This window comes from Orenia sp. (genome assembly GCF_055140805.1).
Window position 1 is genome coordinate 1 of sequence record NZ_JBSQYM010000128.1, and the last position, 17,731, is coordinate 17,731.

At 32.0% G+C, this 17,731-nt stretch carries 18 protein-coding genes; 3 read left to right on the forward strand and 15 right to left on the reverse strand.

What is annotated here, in order from left to right:
* Positions 1–271 precede the first annotated feature (271 nt).
* From ACTCDL_RS11895 to ACTCDL_RS11930, 8 genes are all read right to left on the reverse strand, one after another.
* On the reverse strand, positions 272–2,596 hold the full coding sequence (locus tag ACTCDL_RS11895) for a tetratricopeptide repeat protein (protein ID WP_463176805.1): 2,325 nt from the start codon (positions 2,594–2,596) through the stop codon (positions 272–274).
* A gap of 600 nt (positions 2,597–3,196) precedes the next feature.
* Positions 3,197–4,366 (reverse strand): M20 metallopeptidase family protein, encoded by a 1,170-nt coding sequence (locus ACTCDL_RS11900; RefSeq protein ID WP_463176808.1) that lies wholly within the window; start codon positions 4,364–4,366, stop codon positions 3,197–3,199.
* 178 nt (positions 4,367–4,544) lie between these two features.
* A complete protein-coding gene (locus ACTCDL_RS11905; RefSeq protein WP_463176810.1) occupies positions 4,545–4,895 on the reverse strand; it encodes a type II toxin-antitoxin system PemK/MazF family toxin in 351 nt (116 codons plus the stop codon).
* A gap of 1 nt (position 4,896) precedes the next feature.
* Positions 4,897–5,175: a CopG family ribbon-helix-helix protein gene (locus ACTCDL_RS11910; protein WP_463176814.1), complete on the reverse strand. Its 279-nt coding sequence runs from the start codon at positions 5,173–5,175 to the stop codon at positions 4,897–4,899.
* A 179-nt stretch (positions 5,176–5,354) separates the two neighbouring features.
* Positions 5,355–5,519, reverse strand: coding sequence for a hypothetical protein (locus tag ACTCDL_RS11915; protein ID WP_172431909.1), 165 nt, complete (start codon positions 5,517–5,519; stop codon positions 5,355–5,357).
* Between the two features lie 136 nt (positions 5,520–5,655).
* A complete protein-coding gene (locus ACTCDL_RS11920) occupies positions 5,656–7,896 on the reverse strand; it encodes an IGHMBP2 family helicase (protein ID WP_463176817.1) in 2,241 nt (746 codons plus the stop codon).
* 141 nt (positions 7,897–8,037) lie between these two features.
* Entirely contained in the window at positions 8,038–8,493 is a 456-nt protein-coding gene (locus ACTCDL_RS11925) for a CBS domain-containing protein (protein WP_463176819.1), read from the reverse strand.
* Positions 8,494–8,804: 311 nt separating this feature from the next.
* Positions 8,805–9,746: a Na/Pi cotransporter family protein gene (locus ACTCDL_RS11930; RefSeq protein WP_463176823.1), complete on the reverse strand. Its 942-nt coding sequence runs from the start codon at positions 9,744–9,746 to the stop codon at positions 8,805–8,807.
* A 168-nt stretch (positions 9,747–9,914) separates the two neighbouring features.
* Here ACTCDL_RS11930 and ACTCDL_RS11935 point away from each other — a divergent pair, with 168 nt between their 5' ends.
* Positions 9,915–11,057 (forward strand): GerAB/ArcD/ProY family transporter, encoded by a 1,143-nt coding sequence (locus ACTCDL_RS11935; protein ID WP_463176829.1) that lies wholly within the window; start codon positions 9,915–9,917, stop codon positions 11,055–11,057.
* Positions 11,058–11,722: 665 nt separating this feature from the next.
* Here the strand turns inward: ACTCDL_RS11935 and ACTCDL_RS11940 are convergent.
* The 4 genes from ACTCDL_RS11940 to ACTCDL_RS11955 form a co-directional block, all read right to left on the reverse strand.
* Positions 11,723–12,811 (reverse strand): NAD(P)/FAD-dependent oxidoreductase, encoded by a 1,089-nt coding sequence (locus tag ACTCDL_RS11940; protein ID WP_463176832.1) that lies wholly within the window; start codon positions 12,809–12,811, stop codon positions 11,723–11,725.
* A gap of 92 nt (positions 12,812–12,903) precedes the next feature.
* Positions 12,904–13,353: a hypothetical protein gene (locus ACTCDL_RS11945; protein WP_463176834.1), complete on the reverse strand. Its 450-nt coding sequence runs from the start codon at positions 13,351–13,353 to the stop codon at positions 12,904–12,906.
* Between the two features lie 75 nt (positions 13,354–13,428).
* Entirely contained in the window at positions 13,429–13,656 is a 228-nt protein-coding gene (locus tag ACTCDL_RS11950) for a hypothetical protein (RefSeq protein WP_463176838.1), read from the reverse strand.
* 17 nt (positions 13,657–13,673) lie between these two features.
* Complete coding sequence (locus ACTCDL_RS11955; protein ID WP_463176841.1) at positions 13,674–13,880, reverse strand: hypothetical protein; 207 nt, start codon at positions 13,878–13,880, stop codon at positions 13,674–13,676.
* 95 nt (positions 13,881–13,975) lie between these two features.
* Between ACTCDL_RS11955 and ACTCDL_RS11960 the strand changes: the two genes are divergently transcribed.
* Positions 13,976–15,046 (forward strand): NAD(P)/FAD-dependent oxidoreductase, encoded by a 1,071-nt coding sequence (locus tag ACTCDL_RS11960; protein WP_463176843.1) that lies wholly within the window; start codon positions 13,976–13,978, stop codon positions 15,044–15,046.
* Positions 15,047–15,069: 23 nt separating this feature from the next.
* On the opposite strand, the gene ACTCDL_RS11965 is transcribed toward ACTCDL_RS11960, so the two are convergent.
* The 3 genes from ACTCDL_RS11965 to ACTCDL_RS11975 all read right to left on the reverse strand — a co-directional run bounded on the left by ACTCDL_RS11965 (position 15,070) and on the right by ACTCDL_RS11975 (position 16,693).
* Positions 15,070–15,297 carry a hypothetical protein gene (locus ACTCDL_RS11965; protein WP_463176845.1) on the reverse strand — a complete coding sequence of 76 codons (228 nt, stop codon included), beginning with the start codon at positions 15,295–15,297 and terminating at the stop codon, positions 15,070–15,072.
* Between the two features lie 275 nt (positions 15,298–15,572).
* Positions 15,573–15,794 carry a YlzJ-like family protein gene (locus ACTCDL_RS11970; protein WP_463176848.1) on the reverse strand — a complete coding sequence of 74 codons (222 nt, stop codon included), beginning with the start codon at positions 15,792–15,794 and terminating at the stop codon, positions 15,573–15,575.
* Positions 15,794–16,693, reverse strand: coding sequence for a ClpP family protease (locus ACTCDL_RS11975; protein WP_463176851.1), 900 nt, complete (start codon positions 16,691–16,693; stop codon positions 15,794–15,796). Before ACTCDL_RS11975 ends, ACTCDL_RS11970 begins: the two co-directional genes overlap by 1 nt.
* 590 nt (positions 16,694–17,283) lie before the next feature.
* Between ACTCDL_RS11975 and ACTCDL_RS11980 the strand changes: the two genes are divergently transcribed.
* Positions 17,284–17,547, forward strand: a complete 264-nt coding sequence (locus ACTCDL_RS11980) for a YiaA/YiaB family inner membrane protein (protein WP_463176854.1) — start codon at positions 17,284–17,286, stop codon at positions 17,545–17,547.
* Positions 17,548–17,731: the final 184 nt, after the last annotated feature.

Genomic DNA, 17,731 nt, shown 5'->3' on the forward strand with positions numbered 1-17,731 from the left:
AAATGGGCTATCGCCCAGTCTTCTACTCAAAGCCTTAAAAATAATTCAAAACAATTTTTAGCAACGAATCTCACTAATTTACGCGAATTTAAGTCAAAATATTTTTAAGACCTAATTTAGTTTTTAAATTTTAATTCGTGCTATTCGCGTTAATTCGTTGCTACTTTTTTAACCCTTTTAAACAAGTTATACACAACCTCTAAAAAAGCATAATTTCCTTAATAACAAAAAAAATTAGCTACTAGCTATTAATAGCTAGTAGCTAAAAAATTTAAAATCTATTAATATCTTCTATATGAATTAATAACTCCTTTAAGAGTTCAAGCTCTTCCCCTTCTAATACAGATTTAGCCATCTCTAACTGTAGATTATCACCTCTAAGTCCACTGATAAGACCTACATAAAAATATGGTAACTTATAATCATAATTCTCATAAATAGATTCTCTGTATTGGAATAAGGCTTCAATCAACTTTCCTTGTTGGCGCAACCTATCACCTTTGATACGATTAATTCTGCCGGGTATATAGATTTCTTTATAATCCTGTTGCAACTTACTTACTCTCCTGATTAATTCCAATAACTCTGTTCCTCTAGCTTCTTTCACCTTAACTATCTTTTCTGCTTCTGACCTAGCCAAGTCAAAGTGGTCAACCATTAAGTAAGCCAAGGCTAAATTATAATGGTTATCTATATTATCTTGCCGATCAAGTGCCAATTTGAAATAAGAGATAGCCTTCTCTAAATCACCAGCTGAAAACTTATACTTACCCAACAACTGATAGATTTTAGATTGAGAATCTATCTTTAATAGTTGGTCTAATTTATTTAATTCTTTTTGACCCTCTTCTTCAAAGTAGATATATCCTAAACGCCTATAAATCTCCTCTATCTCTTCTTTTGTCAGTAGACCTTCTTCTTTTAAGGCAGAATGATAGATATCAATTGCTGCATCAAGATTATACTTCTTCACTACATCTCCTATCTGTAAATAGAACTCACCTAAGTTATTCTCTTCTAAAATCTTATTAAAGATACTCAATCCTTTTTCATTATCACCAATAGCTAAATAACTTTCAGCGACTTTGAACTTCAAATTCAAATTACCTGCACTTCTATTTTGAAGGGATTCATACTCCTTTAAAGCCAACTCATATTTCCCTTCTTCAAAATAGAAATCAGCCAAACGCCTCAAGTTTTCTAAGGAATCATCTAGGTAGAAAATATATTTATATAATTCTTCTGCTTTATCATCTTTATCTACCGTATCATAAAATTGAGCTAATTTGACATAGACCCATGTATCCTCAGGGGCTAATTCAACTGCTTTAGAATAAGCTTGATAAGCCTTAAATTCTTCACCTTTTTCAAGGTAAATATCAGCTAAGTAAGTCCTATAACTTTTGTTTTTAGGTTCCAACTTAACTAGTTTATCTGCTATACCTTCAGCTCGCTCTAGCATATACTTACCAAATTCATCAGCTAAATTACTATATACCCAGAATAATTTTTCTAAATAAAGAGTATTTTTAGGCTCTAAATCAACGGCCTTCTCTAAAGAGTAGCGAGCATTATTGATTTTACCCAACTGTAATTGTACCTCTCCTAATAGGTAATTGAGCTCTGCATCACTATATGCTGATTGTAATGCAACTCTAATCTCACCTAAGGCCTCTCTATATCTTCCTTGCATTTGATATATCTTCACTAACTTCTTCCTATATTCTATACTATCTTTTATCCTAATAGCATTCTGTAGACTATTGACAGCCTCTTCTAAGTTACCATCCTTGACATATAAGTCACTTAATAATAGATATAGTTTGTCATTCTCTCTTTGCTCTTTTAACTTCTCTTTAAGTTGTTTGATTTTGGTCTGATAATCTGTATCAAAACCTTTAGCAAAGTCAAATTCAGTCAATCCAATATTAACATCCCAATCCTGATAAATAACTTCCATTAACAGCTTTCCTCTACCATCATTGACCACTATCCTAACTGGTAGCCAGATTTTAGAATCAAATAGAGTAATATTCTGATAATTAATAGTTGCTAACCTAATATTCGCCCCATTAAATATTTCAATCTTAGAGATGGTCTTATACTCTTTATCCACAAATACTCTTTGAATCGTAAGCATATTCTCTAACTGGATAATATAGACTTCCCGCTCACCATCAATAGATTCACCTAATAACTCTATATTATATAGATTATTTAGTTTATCTAAAGGTTCTTGGTAGTCTAATTGACCTTCTAAAGGTAGAGAGTTCTTTAAAATATTATAATTTGGAGGTAAATAAATCCATGGGATGGAGTTTAATAACTTATTCTCTTCTGATGCTAGACTGTTATCACTTAAATTATGACTCATAGATCTAGTTTCAGATTTCATCACTTGTGTCCGATAATCTATTACTTCTTCACCAAGATATAATTTAGATACAATTGTCCCTTTAAAATCTTTGACTTGCTCTAATTGAGATACTACATCTGCTAATAAACTTTTAGCTGAAACCTCTTCTGCTTCAATCGGATTAGAAAATAGTAACATTATAATTAAAATAAAAGCCAGCAAATATCTCTTCAACTTCATAATCTCCTCCTTCCAAATTACTATGTTAAGACAGTGAGAAACAACTAGTAACAAGTCAATAGTAAATATTTTTACTATTAACTTACCACTAGCTCCTCAATTGCTATATTAATCATCTTTATCAACAATATTTAACTATATCTACTATGTTTTTTGATTATAACATCTAATCTACTTTAGCAACTTAGACTCAGTCTAAGTTTAAGAATAAGTTTAAGCAGACAATAAATATATTCTAAAAATTTATTTATATAGATTGAATTAAAGAATTTCATTGATAAAAAATTAATATTTCAACTTATTTAGCAACTAACCTAGCGAATTTACGCCAATTTAAAACAAAATTGATTTTAAAATATTAATTTATTTTTTTTGCCTTTAATTCGTATGATTCGTGTTAATTCGTTGCAAAAAATATTTTAAATTCTTTAAGAAAAACATTAGTTCAATTTATATATTTTAGAAAGTTAGCTTTTCATCCGCCTAATCTACTACTAAAACTATCATAATATATCCATTAAATTTGACTTTAAAGCAAATTGGAGATCTATAATAAGTCAAGTAATTCAACCTACTTGATATATTCTATAAATAGTAGTGTTACTCCTCTATTCTATTTAAAGTAATGTAGACAAAAAGTGCCACTCCTATCTTTAATGCTCTTTCATCAAAATTAAATTTGGGATGATGACCAGGATAATAATCTTCACTAGGGTCTGCTGCCCCCAATCTAAAGAAGATACCAGGTACTTGCTGTAAGTAATAAGCAAAATCCTCTGCTCCCATAGAAGATTGGGAGATATACTTAATCTCATCAACATAGGGGATTGCTCCTATAGCATCTTTGGTCTCATATACTAATTCTGTCGAATTGATTAGAACTGGATAACCAAATCTATAATCAAGATTATAATCAGACCTCTGACTTAAAGTAATACCTTTAATAATCTGTTCCATCATTTCAGGCATCATCTTCCTTAAGTCAGGATCAGTTGTCCGAACTGTTCCTGTTATCTCAACTTCATCAGCAATGACATTTCTCTTATAACCACCATTAATAGTCCCTAAACTGATTACTGCCGATTTTTGTGGGTTAATCTGCCTACTAACAATAGTCTGTAAAGCTGTTACTACTTGACTGGCAGTAATGATTGCATCTACCCCTTGATGTGGTGCTGCTGCATGTCCGCCCTTTCCTTTAATTAGTAGATCAATCTCATCTGCTGCTGCCGACCCCACCTTAGGTTGTACCCCTATAGTCCCAGTAGGAAGTGACTCCTCTATATGTAGTCCAAAGATGTTATCAACCTGTGGTTCTTCTAAAACTCCTGCCTCGATCAAAGGTAATGCACCTCCCGGCCCTTCTTCAGCTGGTTGAAAGATAAATTTCACCTTTCCCTTTAACCTATCTCTAAACTTACTTAATACCTTAGCTACACCCAAGAGTATTGCAGTATGTCCATCATGTCCACAGGCATGCATTGCACCTGTGACCTTGGACTTATAACTAACCTTAGTCTTTTCTTCAATCGGTAAAGCATCAATATCAGCCCTTAAAGCAATCACTGGACCTTCTCCACAGTCTAACAAAGCCACTACTCCCGTTTTAGCTACTCTCTTAACCTCTATATCTAACTCTTTTAAGAAATCGACTATCTTTTGGGAGGTTCTGTATTCTTCAAAACCTACTTCAGGATATTGATGAATATCTCGTCTCATCGAGATTAGTTCCTTTTCTATACCTTCAATAAACTTGATAATTTCATCCATAGTCTCACTTCCTTAAATAATTTAAGTTTAAGCTTGAGAATTAGCTTAAGTACAAGGATTTCACTTAGACTTAGACTCAGCCTCAATCTTAATTTATGTATATTAATTTAGGAAGAGAAAGATAACAAAAAATAATTTTAGCTAAGTAATTTAAATTACTTAGCCACAGGATTAAGTTCTATAATTCAACTAGACCAATACTAATCTCCAATGCTTTATTTACTTCTTCTACTATCTTATCACCGAGATGAGTTACATGTCTTTTTAAGCGTTTTTTGTCTATAGTCCTAATCTGCTCAAGTAGAATAACCGAATCTCTATCTAAACTAGAAATTGTTGCATCAATTTCTACATGAGTAGGTAGTTTAGCTTTATCAATTTTAGAAGTAATTGCCGCAATAATTACTGTAGGACTATACTTATTTCCGATATCATTCTGAATTACCAATACAGGTCTGATTCCCCCTTGTTCTGAACCAACAACAGGGTTCAAATCTGCATAGTAAACATCACCTCGTTTAATTGTCAATTTAATCACACTCCGCTAATCTAGCCTCATAATTAAAAAAGGTGTTATTCTCAACCATAAAGCATTCTGTTGCTATACAAAGATTTATTTTGGCCATATCTAAATATCCCTGTTTCATCTCATCTCGAAATTTACTGCTACGCAGTTGATTAACATAGACCTCCATAGCATCACTAATAAATTGACTACGGTCTTGATTATCTTCTTTAATGAAGCCATCAATTTCTTGTAATAAATTATTTGGCAAACTGATCATAACTTTCTTTAAATTAGTAGTCAAAAAGAACACCTCCAAGTTGTAGCTAAAACTTACATTAATATATGTCTAATAGTTTTATATCGTGTATAAATTTTATAATTGAAGAGATAAAAAATAATCTATACCCTAGTTTTTACAATTTACTGTAATTTATACATTTCAATGAATAAAAAGAGACGCTATTAACGTCTCTATATATTCTAAAAATATTGATAAGCCTCTCTATCTGCTGGTAATCCCTCTTGGGCCAATTTTAAGTTTATCTCTGCCATTTGGCAATAACCTCTTTTCAATCTTTCTTTTAATTTCTCCCTATCTTCTACCTTACTATAAACTCTTCTTTTCAGGAATTGGCTTTGACCCATAGTATTTTATCACCTCATAATAAGTTATAACTATACAAAAAGCCACTAAAGTAATTATATATTTTTATAACCACGATGTCAATAGAGTGGAAAATTTATTAGTCCATTTGGACAAGTAATTTATACCAAATACCTTCTACAATTTGTAGTAATATCCATTAGATTTAACATATTCTATTAAATTGTTATAAATTGAATTGTTGGATATAGTAGCAGTATCCCCAATGATAATCAGTCTTCTTTTGGCTCTAGTAACAGAGACATTTAATCTTCTAATATCCTGTAAAAATCCAATATTCCCTTGTAGATTACTTCTTACTAAAGATAAGATAATTATCTCCTTCTCTCTACCTTGAAAGCTATCTACAGTATTTACTTCTATTTCTTCTCCCTTTAATAACTTCTTAATTAAAGCAACTTGAGCTTTATAAGGAGCAATTAAAGCAATCTCATTATTATTAATTCCAGCACTAATTCCATGTTTAATAATCTCTACACTCAACTCTGCTTCAATTCTATTGTAGATAGACTTAGAGTCATTGTTAGATCTTTCAGGAGCCTCCATACCTTGAGTATCAAAAAATATAATTCCTTCTTGACGGTTAAAAGCCTGCTCTGCTGGAGAATTTCCTGCAAAGATATTAATATCTAAATCTTTAAGACTGATATCCTTTATTTCAGAAGCCACTAGCAAGTTACCATTATAGAACTCTTGACTAGCAAAGTTCATTATCTGCTCATTCATTCTATATTGAGTAGTTAGCATTACCTTAACCTCAGAGTGATAAAGCTCTAATAATCTTTCAAATAGAGATTTTGCTAAGCCTGAGCTTTCAGCCTTTTGATTGAGTATAGTTGGAGGTAACTGCTTATGGTCACCAACTAAGATAACCTTATCTGCTTTAACAAAGGGAATCAACGTAGAAGGTTCTGTTGCTTGAGTAGCTTCATCCACTAATAATAAATCAAAAACCTCTCTTGCTAAGATTTCAGAGCCTGCTGTAGAGTTAGTAGCACAGACTACCTCAGCTTGATTAATTAACCCTCTAACTGCTTCACTCTCCAATCTATCAACCTCTGTAAATAAGCTATCAATCTTCTCTTGTAACTCCAACCATTCTCCCATCTCTTGAATCTTATTAACAGGAATCCCTCTACTACCTCGACCTTGCTTGGCTAAAGCTTTAATTTCCTTATTGCTCATTCCTCTTCTCCATCTTCCACTAGGATGAGTATACTTCTTCTGTTCTTCTAGAAGGTGATAGGCTTCTTCTCTAATCTGCTTAGCCTGTTGATATTTAGGATGTTCGTTAATTAAATAATCAAGGGTATGCTCCCTTAAAAGTGGTGTCACCCTTGCAGGATGTCCAATCCTTAATACCTTTCTACCCCTTTTGACCAGTCGCTCTACCAGATTATCTACAGCTGTATTGGAATCTGCTGTAGCCAAAATACTTTTATCTTGCTCAATACTCTGCTCCAAAATCTCAATGGCAGTTACCGTCTTTCCCGTTCCTGGAGGTCCATGTACTAAAAATAAATCTTTAGCTGCTAAAGCAGCCTTTACTGCTTCTTGTTGTGATGAGTTTAAGAGTTTATTTTTAAGATTAATAGCTATATCTTTCCCAAATTCTATATCTTCTAATCCTACTATTTTATCCCTCAACTCTGCCAGTCTACCTTGCGCAGATTTTAACCTCTCCAAAGCCCCTAACATCCTTTGAAAGGTAATATCATTTACATACAGATCTAGTCTTAAACCCTTACTATAAATAAATTTGGGTGGTCTCTTATCAAAAACTACAGTAATAGAATAATTAGTCATCTCTACTACCGTTCCTGTAGGGTTATCTTTAGCCAAAGGGTTCCCCTTACTAATCATCACCAAATCTCCCACACCAATTTGAGTATCAGGTAATAACTCTCCCCTTCTCTGTCTAATAAGCTTAACTAAGAACTTTCCACCAAATCCCTGTCCTTGCTCTCTACCCTTTAAATTTAGAATAGCTCTTCCTTTCTTTTCTCTTTGGTATCCAGTTAAGTTCTTAATCTCTAACTCTTGAATTCTCATCTCTTCTTTCCGTTCTAACTGAACTAAATATCTATATTTATTGACATAATCATCAATATATTTCAATCTCTCTTTAAAACTATTATCAATCTCAACCTTAACCTCTTTACCTGCTATCTTATTATTGTTCATTACATCTGCTACTTTTTGAGCAACACTGTCATTTATCTCTACAAGAGCAACCTTACCATGAAAATCGATCTTTCCAATCTGACTAGACTCTATTTTAGCCTCATTAATAAAAGCTCCTACTATATCACCAGGTCCAGTCCCTCTAGCTAAGTCTCTAATAACTAAATTAAGCATACTATAAAATCTACACTCCCTTCATAAAAAATACACCCTAAAGGGTGTATTTACATTAATGAGTATAGCAAAAAAGTTTATAGTCGTCAAAAATCTATCGATATACTCTCTCTGCACCTATTTAATTTTTTATAATTAAACTTAATCTAATAACCCTTCACCGATACATTTGACAATATCTCCACGACTCACAATACCAAGCAATTTACCATCTTCAACTACAGGAACACGGTTGACCCCATCTTCAGTTAAGATAGTAGCTATCTCCTCTACCTCAGTATCAGGACTAACAGTTATGACATCTTCTGTCATTATATCCTTAACTTCAACTCCAACCATCTTCTTAAAGTCCTTCTCAAACTTCTCTAAACTATCTAAATAGAAGACACTATCCAGGAAGTAAACATAGTTAGGAAATTGTAACTTCTTATCTCGAGTTATTAAATCACCCTCACTAACAATCCCTATTAGCTTCTCATCTTCAACCACTGGTACTCCACTGATTTTATTATCTGTTAAGATTTTAGCTACCTCTTTTACAGTCTGTTCAGGTCTTACTGTAACCACTTCTTTAGTCATGATATCTTTAGCTAGCATTATAACCCCTCCTTTTTAAGTACAGTAACGGGTGACAGAGTGAAAAGTAACAAATAAAAAAATAATAACCATTATCAAAACTCTTCACTCTTCACTCTTCACTCTTCACTCTTCACTCTTCACTCTTCACTCTTCACTCTTCACTCTTCACTCTTCACTCTTCACTCTTCACTCTTCAACTCTTCACTCTTCACTCTTCACTCTTCACTCTTCACTCTTCACTCTTCACTCTTCACTCTTCACTCTTCCTTCGAGTTCTTCGAACTCTTCGTGAGGGGAAAATACCCAAACGAATTTTCCCACTCCACTCTTCACTCTTCACTACTTACTGTTCTGATAACTTTGATAAATATCCCTCTAGCTGGTAATACTATTAGAGTATTAAATAGATTAAAGACTGTATGTGCATTAGCAATCTGTCTAGCCAATTCTTGACTGGTTAAAGAAATTAACTCTATAAAAAGTGATAATATTGGTAAAACTGCAATAACTCCAAAGATATTGAATAAAATATGTGCCCATGCCGTCTGTTTAGCTACCCTAGAACTTCCTATAGATGCTATAAAAGCAGTGATACATGTCCCAATATTACTACCTAATGCTAAAGTTATAGCCAAAGTTAAGTCAACCATCCCACCTTTAGCTAAAACTACAATAATCCCTGTTAAGGCACTACTACTTTGAATAATGGCTGTTAGAACAATACCTATTAAAATTCCCAATAAAGGCTTAGAACCTAGATAAGTCATAGTATTAACAAATATATCTAAATCCTGTATATTGACTATCATATTACTCAAAATCTCTAGACCAATAAAAAGGATACTAAAACCAAGCAATCCTCTACCTATATACATTAGCTTTCTATTCCTCTTCACATAGTAGAGCAAATAAAATATAATTCCTAAAATTATAACAATCCACAAGTACTCTTCTAGTCTAAAAGAGATTAATTGAACAGTCACAGTAGTTCCAATATTAGCACCCATAATCACTCCAAAAGCTTGCTCAAGAGTCAATAAGTTGGCATTAACTAGACTGATAATAATTACTGTAGTAGCACTACTGCTTTGGATAATCATAGTAACTACAATACCAGTTATGATACTACTAATAATATTATTAGTAAGAGTCTTCAAAAGATACTCTAGTCTTTGACCTGATGCTTTATAAAAACTATCTTTAACCCCTTCCATACCCAATAAAAACAGAGTTAAACCCAACACCAGCTTTCCAATCAGGATAATTATCATTTATATATTCTCCTCCTTGTACCACTCCTTTCTAAATTAATATACATTTCAATGTTATATTATAACATAGATTAAATAGCAAAGACAGTAATTAACTTAAGATAAAAGAATTGTATTTTTTCTTGAATACTTAATAAAAAATAAGGGAATACTAAATTTTGAACTAATATGAATCAGAAAGGTTGTATTATGGACAAAGCACCAGACTTTAAGCAGTTACAGGAACAAGGAAAAATTTCTAATTTTCAAATAACTTTACTTATTATCACCCTTGTTATAGCCACAGCCGATGTTTTACTCCCTGCCTTTGTAGCCAAACAGGCACATCAAGATTCTTGGATTTCTGTAATCATAGGCACTATTAGTGGATTAATATTTATTAATTTATTCTTAATATTAGGAATTAAATACTCTGATAAGACAATAGTCCAATACGCTTGTGATATTCTAGGAAAACCTTTAGGCAAGTTAGTAGCCTTTATATACATATATTTCTTCCTTTTTAATACCGCTATAACAGCAAGGGAACTACAAGAAATTCTAGGTCTTTTCTTCAATATCGAGACCTCTATCTTTAATCTTCTTATTATAATAATAGCAGCTTACAGTCTCTATGGTGGTTTAGAGGTGATTGCAAGATTAAACAATATACTTCTGCCTCTAGGTATGTTAACTTTAATATTTATAGGTTTTCTCAATATTCCTAAGATGGACTTTAATTATTTTTTACCTATATTATCAGATGGTATAGCTCCTCCTTTAAGAGGTGCTTTATTAATCCAAACCTGGCTTCTAAAATCAATTGTATTACTTCAACTGATTCCTTTTATAACCAAAAAAGAAAGATTACATAGAAATATATCTATAGCAACAATTATGTTAGGAAATGGTTTGATGATTGGAGTTCTGCTTATTTCTATTTTTGGTCCTTTAACAAAACACATGATATTTCCTGCGTTGGGTTATGTTCGGGTAATTCGCTTTGGTCAATATATAGAACACATTGATGCCCTTATTATGCTAATTTGGCTTACAGGAATCTTTATTAATATTGCTATTTATTATTATGCTACTGTATTAGGTCTAGCTCAGCTGTTCTCCTTAAAGTCATATAAATCTATGATTATTCCAGTAGGTATCTTAACCATCTGCTTTTCAATTATAATTGCTAGAAATCAAACAGAAATTCTTAATTTTATACACTATATCTATCCCTTTTATGTCTCTAGTATAGCAGTTATTATACCAATTATATTACTTTTAATATCTACTATCAAAAATAAAAATAGAGAAGATGAGGTGCTTGATTAATGGAATATGGATTCTTTTATGGTTCTATTATTATACTCTGGATAATTTTCATCATCTGCATACACTTTAAGCCTGCTACACTAGCCAATACAATTATCGGTATCACTACTGTAGCTTATTCCCTGCTCTACGAAACACTCTTAGGAGAATATTTTAAACTTTATTATTATATTGAACCTCAAAAGTCTATATTATATATTATTTTGGCAGGACTTTTAATTTATCCAGTACTAAATATCATCTATACAATGTTTCTCCCAGCAAAAATAAAGCCTATACTAGTTTATACAAGCCTATGGACTATAGCAATGCTCGTCTTCGAATATGCTAGTATATTAACTAAGACTGTTGTCTTTACTGGGTGGCAAATGTTTCCATGGTCCCTCATAACTTATATCTTAACTTACCTATGGATATATTTATTTTATAGCTATTTAGAAAAAAGAATAGATTAAGCCATTATCATATTCAAACTATAATAATGATACTTAATGGGGATATTACGACACTTTCGTATTAGTGTGAGTTATGAGTGTGAGTGTAAAGTGCCTTTCTATTGGGGTTTACTAATACTCACACACCCACTCACACTGATATTTAAAAGTGTCGCAATATCTATCGTATTATTTCTTTTATTATCATAAAATTTCAAACAGATAACTTTCCTACTTTTTTTTATTATTTATTGACTTCAACTTCTCCATCAATTTTATAGCTAAAGACCCTATTTGAGTAATATTAAGAGGGCTATAATAAGTTAAATGTTTGATGCCTGGTAAACCAATTACAGAAATAAGGTTATCCAAATCTTTGTTATTTAACTTATTAAAAGCCTCTCTAAATTTTTTTAATTCAAAATTTCTTTTGATAATATGATTTATCTGTTCTTCATAACTATATCCTTTGACTATAGTTCTAGCAGCTGCTACCCCCATAGTTATCGCATTTAATAGTCCAAACCCCAGAAATGGATCCAACCCCCCTGCTGAATTACCAGCAAAGATAATATTCTTGTAAATTCTAGGATAAGCTATCCCTAGATTATGTTTCATCTTATACTCCTCAAGAATTTTATATTTTATATTCTCTCTAGACAAAAACACCTGCCAATAATGATCTATCTCCTTCTCATTGACATCTGTGGTTATGAGTGTCAAAGACGCTTTTTTTTCACTAAATGGAGTTAAATAGGCATATCCATTCTTACAATATTCTTTGTTTATCCATACTATTAAGGCATTAGGATCAAACTCTCCTGCAACTGTAGCTCCCCTTACATAAGAATTAACCAACTCCTGCCAACACCCCAATTGCTTAGTATAATTAGGGTTTCCTGTACTTATAACAACATAGTCATATTTTTTAGTGAGAAGTTCATAATCTCCCACTTGGTTCAATACTACTTTAGTATTCTTTAACTGTGAATATAATTGATATTTTACAGAATCTTTGTCTCGATCAGACTTATAAAGATAACCTAGGTTACCTTTTATAGTTGTTATCTTGTGTGGTGCTCTATGGACTACTTTAGTAAGTTTATTCAAAGACTTAATCTTGATAGCAAAATTATTTTTGACATAAGCCATAGGATTCTTTATAGGACGATCGACTATTTCCATACTTGCAATTACATGAGCCCATTGCTCTCCAATATAACCATTTCTTTCGTAGATTACAGGTTTTATGCCATGACGTTCTAGTTCATGGGCACAGGCAAGACCTGCTTTACCTGCTCCAATAATAGCAATCCTCATCCTTTAGCCTCCAAATTTATCCAATATTTTAAACCATATTAATACAAATATGCCAAGTACAATAACTAAAAAGATGTAGAAAATTAGACTCATCAGTTGGACTCTCCTTTTTTATCTAGTACTACAATGCTAAACCAACTCAAAATAACCATAGCAGAAAGATTCACAACTAGACTATCAGGATGATTCCAATCAATATAGACAAGAGCCTTTCTTGTTAGAACTAATAGCTCATAGATAGAGAATAGAGCAGCAAGTACAAATACATTTACTATTCTCATCCATCGCTTTATAGGATGATATTGGGCAATAAGAACTCCAATGACTAGTATCGGTCCCATAACAAAGAAGAGCGAGGAACCAAACAGCCATAAAACTCCACGATTAATTTTATACCAACTATGGTTAATAGCTTGAGCATCTATAGCTAGCTGCAAAACAACCGCCATTATTCCAGACCAAATATTAACCTTTAGCTCTGTCCAATCAATAAGTAGCAGAAATAATATCCAGCTAACAATAAAGATAATAATCCATTCCATATAAGTTCCTCCCAATTACTAAGCTTAGCATCTAAACTTATATTATCTATAATTTCATATTTAACCTGCATCTACTTAAAAGTTAGGCTGACTAGGAAAGACTTTAGAAATAATACCTGCAGGTGCTTCAATCTTCTCAATTTTCTGTTGCAACTTTATAACTGACCTCATCTCATCATCTCTTAATTGAGTAAGCACTGCTCTTACCTCTGGATTTCTAATATCAATAATATTTCTATTATAAAATACTTGGTTATTAATCCTATATTGGAGTATGTCCTTTAGCATATCTGCTTCTTTCATTGAAATCACCTCATATTTTACTTAATACCTAGCTTAATCATCTTGTCCTTCATAATATCTACATGTTTTTGAGCATTTTTGGTAAATTCCTTTAACATCTCTTTTGTTTCCTCATCTTTAAAATTTGAATAGTAAGCCTTATATTTCTCTATAAGCAGTTTCTCTTTATTCAATGCTTTCGTAAAGAAGATAGCTAAAACATATTCTTGAGAAATCTTTTGCATGATCTCACCTCTGAATTTTTTGTGATTAATAAATATTTTCCCTCAAATATGCAAATATTATTCCTATAACCCTTTTAAAGGAGGATGATATTAAGATGAAGGTTGCAATTATTGGTGCTGGCATTTCTGGTCTAGCTGCTGCCTTTGAATTTAAGCAGCATAATATTACCCCTGTTATCTTCGAGAAAAAATCACATATTGGAAATCCTGTCTTATTTACTTCTGCAACTCTTCATATCTTTAATCACTTTATGTCAGATCCTTTTTGCTACCTTAAAAGGAACTATGGTTTGAATATATCGCCAACCTTTAAATTAAAAGAGATTATTATGTCTAGTCCGCAAAACAAAGCAGTGATTAAGGGCAACTTAGGCTATATTATAAATAGAATGAGAGAAAAAAACTCTCTTGCCAATCAACTGTTCTCTCAAGTTGCTCTCCCCATTCAATTTAATAGTTTCGTTGATGTTAAAGATATAAAAGAAACTTTTGATTATATTATAGTAGCTACAGGTAGTAATCTCATAGCTAAAGATTTAAATTTATGGACAAATACCTTCTCTGCACAGATAAGATCTGCCACAATTGTAGGCAATTTTGACACTCAATCTATCTTAATGTGGCTAAACAAAGACTATGCCAAAGATGGATTTGGATACCTCATCCCTACTAGTCCAAAAGAAGCAACCCTAAACCTTGTAGTCAATGGTATCACCTTCCATGAAATAGACTATTATTGGGAGAACTTCTTGCACAAAGAAAAGTTAAATTATCAGATTATTGAGACTAGAGATGCTAGCTTCGAATGTGGCTTTATATCACAATATCAATTGGATAATATTTATTTTGTAGGAAATACAGCAGGATTTACCGATAGTTTAATAGGATTTGGACAGATTCAGGCCATTGAAAGTGGTATTTTAGCAGCTCGCGCTATTACCAATAAACTTGACTACACTAACCTGATAGCACCTATTGCTAGAGATATGGTAAAAATATACCAATTTAGAAAATTATTAAACACCTTATCTAATAAAGATTTGGATAGGCTATTAGCATTTTTAAAGCTACCGTGTATCAAGCAATTTATTTATAATAATCCCTTTTTTAAAATAAAACATGGTGCTTTTCTCGCAAAACTTTATAATAAATTTATTAAGACCTGAATATATACTTGAAGTTTTAAAATTTACTTTTCTTGAAGGAAGATATAATCTGAAATAGGTTTATATATATTTTGGATTATAGTTCCAGGTCTAGGTAGATTCCATTCCAACAAAATACCATAGCTATACAATATTGCTATAAACATTATGATTAAATAGACCCTTAGTTCTTTAATCTCTTCTTGCTCAAGCAATTTATTTACTTGTAAATAAATTATTACGACCAAAATAAAAGTTATCCCATAAATCATTCTACCACCACTTGTTTTCTTATTTAAAAATTATTGATTGTATCTAAAATTAAATCAAATCTATATAGTCTATTATCTCTTCTTTTTAACCTTTTATTCTTCACCTCTATTTAGAGTCTATTATTTCCAACCTAATGCTTCTTAACTTCATAGGTAGACAGGTAAAAAACTAAGCACCTAATAAAAAAAGATAAGAGAGAATACTCAGCTTCTCTCTTATCTTCTTTATAGAATTAGCCTAAAGCCCATAACTTATATTAAATTACTAGATCACTTTATCCAAAGCTTGGACGAAATTCAATCTTAGTTCCTGGCTGATACTGAGCATTAAGATAATCATTAGGATCTGAGCTAATAACTCTAACTATCTCTCCTGCATTGATATCGGTAACCTTAATCTCCATAGTGACTCCATCATAATCCAATTCCATAGTCTCTTCCATCTCTTCATTGTCTTCATCAAGCCATAAGCCATCTACAAAGATTGAGTAATGCATTAGTCATCATCCCCTTCTAAAGCTTCAATAACACTCTGTCTAGGTTGAAATTCTGCTTGTGAAGAATAACAGCCACAATTACCTTCAGCTATCTCTTCAGAACTACATTCACAATCATCCTCTTGCTCTTCTTCTGGGAATTGTTCCTTGATTAGAGTACGTAATTTCTGCATAGCATGACCTAAACCACCTACTTCATTGATAATCCCTTCTTTAACAGCCTGATCACCTACTAAGACTGTCCCTACATCTCGTACCAATTCTCCAGTCTCAAACATCAATTCTTTAAAGCGTTCTTGATTGATAGTAGAATGACTAGCCACAAATCTAATGATTCTCTCTTGCATCTTATCTAGATAATCATAGGTTTGAGGTACACCAATCACCATCCCTGTCAGACGAATTGGATGAACAATCATTGTTGCAGTCTCAGCAATAAATGAATAATCTGCTGCAGCTGCAATTGGCACTCCAATACTATGCCCTCCACCTAATACTAATGATACTACAGGTTTAGACATGCTCGATAGCATCTCAGAGATAGCTAATCCAGCCTCAATATCTCCACCTACAGTATTTAAGATTACTAGTAGACCTTTAACCTCCTTAGCCTGTTCAATAGCCACCAATTGAGGAATCAAATGTTCGTATTTAGTCGTCTTATTCTTAGGAGATAAGACAGCATGACCTTCAATTTGACCTACAATAGTTAAAGTATGGATATCACTTTTTACCTTAGGGGGCATATTATTTTGACCAAATTGTTTTAAAGCTTGCATCTGGTTCTTAATTTTTCCAGCTTTATTTGGTGACTTTTGTGGTGAATTAGGCTTTATTTTTGGTATTCCACCAGGAATTTTAGGTTGAGGTATTCCTTGATTAGTTATTATTTTACCCAAATTTTTCACACTCCTCTTATTGCATAGATTTTTATTATCTATTAATTCTTATTAGTTAGTATGATTCAATTTGCTTTTTGTATACTTGTTCTCATTCTTTAAAAAATGGTATTTATTTTTATTATTTTACCTAATCTGCATATGTAGGTTAATTTAATAATATATTTTAATATGTACTCATCCAACTTTAAAAAATTATTGTTGCCACGTGTCCTAAGAGTGAAGTTATCGAAGAAGTAGTCTTGGGCTGAATATCACTAATCTTCACACACTGTAGAGGAAGAATGACTGAATAAAAAAGGTTCAACAACGAACTTTGTGATTAACACTAATACAGATATAATTTTAAGAATCTGGAATCAAGAGTCAGAAAACTGTCAATTATGCTGACTCCAGATTCCTGATAACCGATTTCTTATATTTCATTATTAGTTATCAATTTAACTTTTCACAAATAATCAATATGAGCTTTTTATATAATCTCTTTAGGAAATTTATTGATTTTTACGCCATTATTATGTAAAATATTTAGTGTGATATTCCAATAATTTTTAAAATTGGAAAACAAATATCTAGAGGAGGATTTGAAGATGGAAAAACCATATGTTGATAGTACACCAGGATATTGGTCAATATTTGCAAAATTAAATTTTGCCCTTGCTGTGATCTCTGTAGCAATCAGTGTTTATTTATTAGAGGTTACACTTGTGACTAAGGGATATTTTATTATCTCAACACTCTATATGTTCACCACAACTGTAGTACTTTCTAAAACTATTAGAGATGAAGCAGAATCAAAAAAATTCATCAACAAGATTGAGGAGGCAAAAAGAAATAAAGTTTTAGAAGATTAAATCTTTATTTTAAAACAACAAATATATCATTTTAATTTTAAAATGAATTATAGGGAGGAAAATCAATGTTTATCTTAACTTTAGAATATAGATCTCCAAGTCTAAAATGAAATAAATCAAAACCTTTCATACCTCACTCTAACTCTCTCCTACCTTAGGAGAGAGGACTAAAGCATCTTTTATT

Excerpts from the sequence above, each read along its gene's own strand:
- ACTCDL_RS11935 (WP_463176829.1), top strand. The coding sequence starts at position 9,915 with ATGAATCAGAAAGGTTGTATTATGGACAAAGCACCAGACTTTAAGCAG.
- ACTCDL_RS11980 (WP_463176854.1), top strand. The coding sequence starts at position 17,284 with ATGGAAAAACCATATGTTGATAGTACACCAGGATATTGGTCAATATTT.
- ACTCDL_RS11920 (WP_463176817.1), bottom strand. The coding sequence starts at position 7,896 with ATGCTTAATTTAGTTATTAGAGACTTAGCTAGAGGGACTGGACCTGGT.
- ACTCDL_RS11945 (WP_463176834.1), bottom strand. The coding sequence starts at position 13,353 with ATGGAATGGATTATTATCTTTATTGTTAGCTGGATATTATTTCTGCTA.
- ACTCDL_RS11895 (WP_463176805.1), bottom strand. The coding sequence starts at position 2,596 with ATGAAGTTGAAGAGATATTTGCTGGCTTTTATTTTAATTATAATGTTA.
- ACTCDL_RS11900 (WP_463176808.1), bottom strand. The coding sequence starts at position 4,366 with ATGGATGAAATTATCAAGTTTATTGAAGGTATAGAAAAGGAACTAATC.
- ACTCDL_RS11915 (WP_172431909.1), bottom strand. The coding sequence starts at position 5,519 with ATGGGTCAAAGCCAATTCCTGAAAAGAAGAGTTTATAGTAAGGTAGAA.
- ACTCDL_RS11930 (WP_463176823.1), bottom strand. The coding sequence starts at position 9,746 with ATGATAATTATCCTGATTGGAAAGCTGGTGTTGGGTTTAACTCTGTTT.
- ACTCDL_RS11970 (WP_463176848.1), bottom strand. The coding sequence starts at position 15,794 with ATGCATTACTCAATCTTTGTAGATGGCTTATGGCTTGATGAAGACAAT.
- ACTCDL_RS11960 (WP_463176843.1), top strand. The coding sequence starts at position 13,976 with ATGAAGGTTGCAATTATTGGTGCTGGCATTTCTGGTCTAGCTGCTGCC.
- ACTCDL_RS11955 (WP_463176841.1), bottom strand. The coding sequence starts at position 13,880 with ATGCAAAAGATTTCTCAAGAATATGTTTTAGCTATCTTCTTTACGAAA.
- ACTCDL_RS11925 (WP_463176819.1), bottom strand. The coding sequence starts at position 8,493 with ATGCTAGCTAAAGATATCATGACTAAAGAAGTGGTTACAGTAAGACCT.
- ACTCDL_RS11940 (WP_463176832.1), bottom strand. The coding sequence starts at position 12,811 with ATGAGGATTGCTATTATTGGAGCAGGTAAAGCAGGTCTTGCCTGTGCC.
- ACTCDL_RS11965 (WP_463176845.1), bottom strand. The coding sequence starts at position 15,297 with ATGATTTATGGGATAACTTTTATTTTGGTCGTAATAATTTATTTACAA.
- ACTCDL_RS11950 (WP_463176838.1), bottom strand. The coding sequence starts at position 13,656 with ATGAAAGAAGCAGATATGCTAAAGGACATACTCCAATATAGGATTAAT.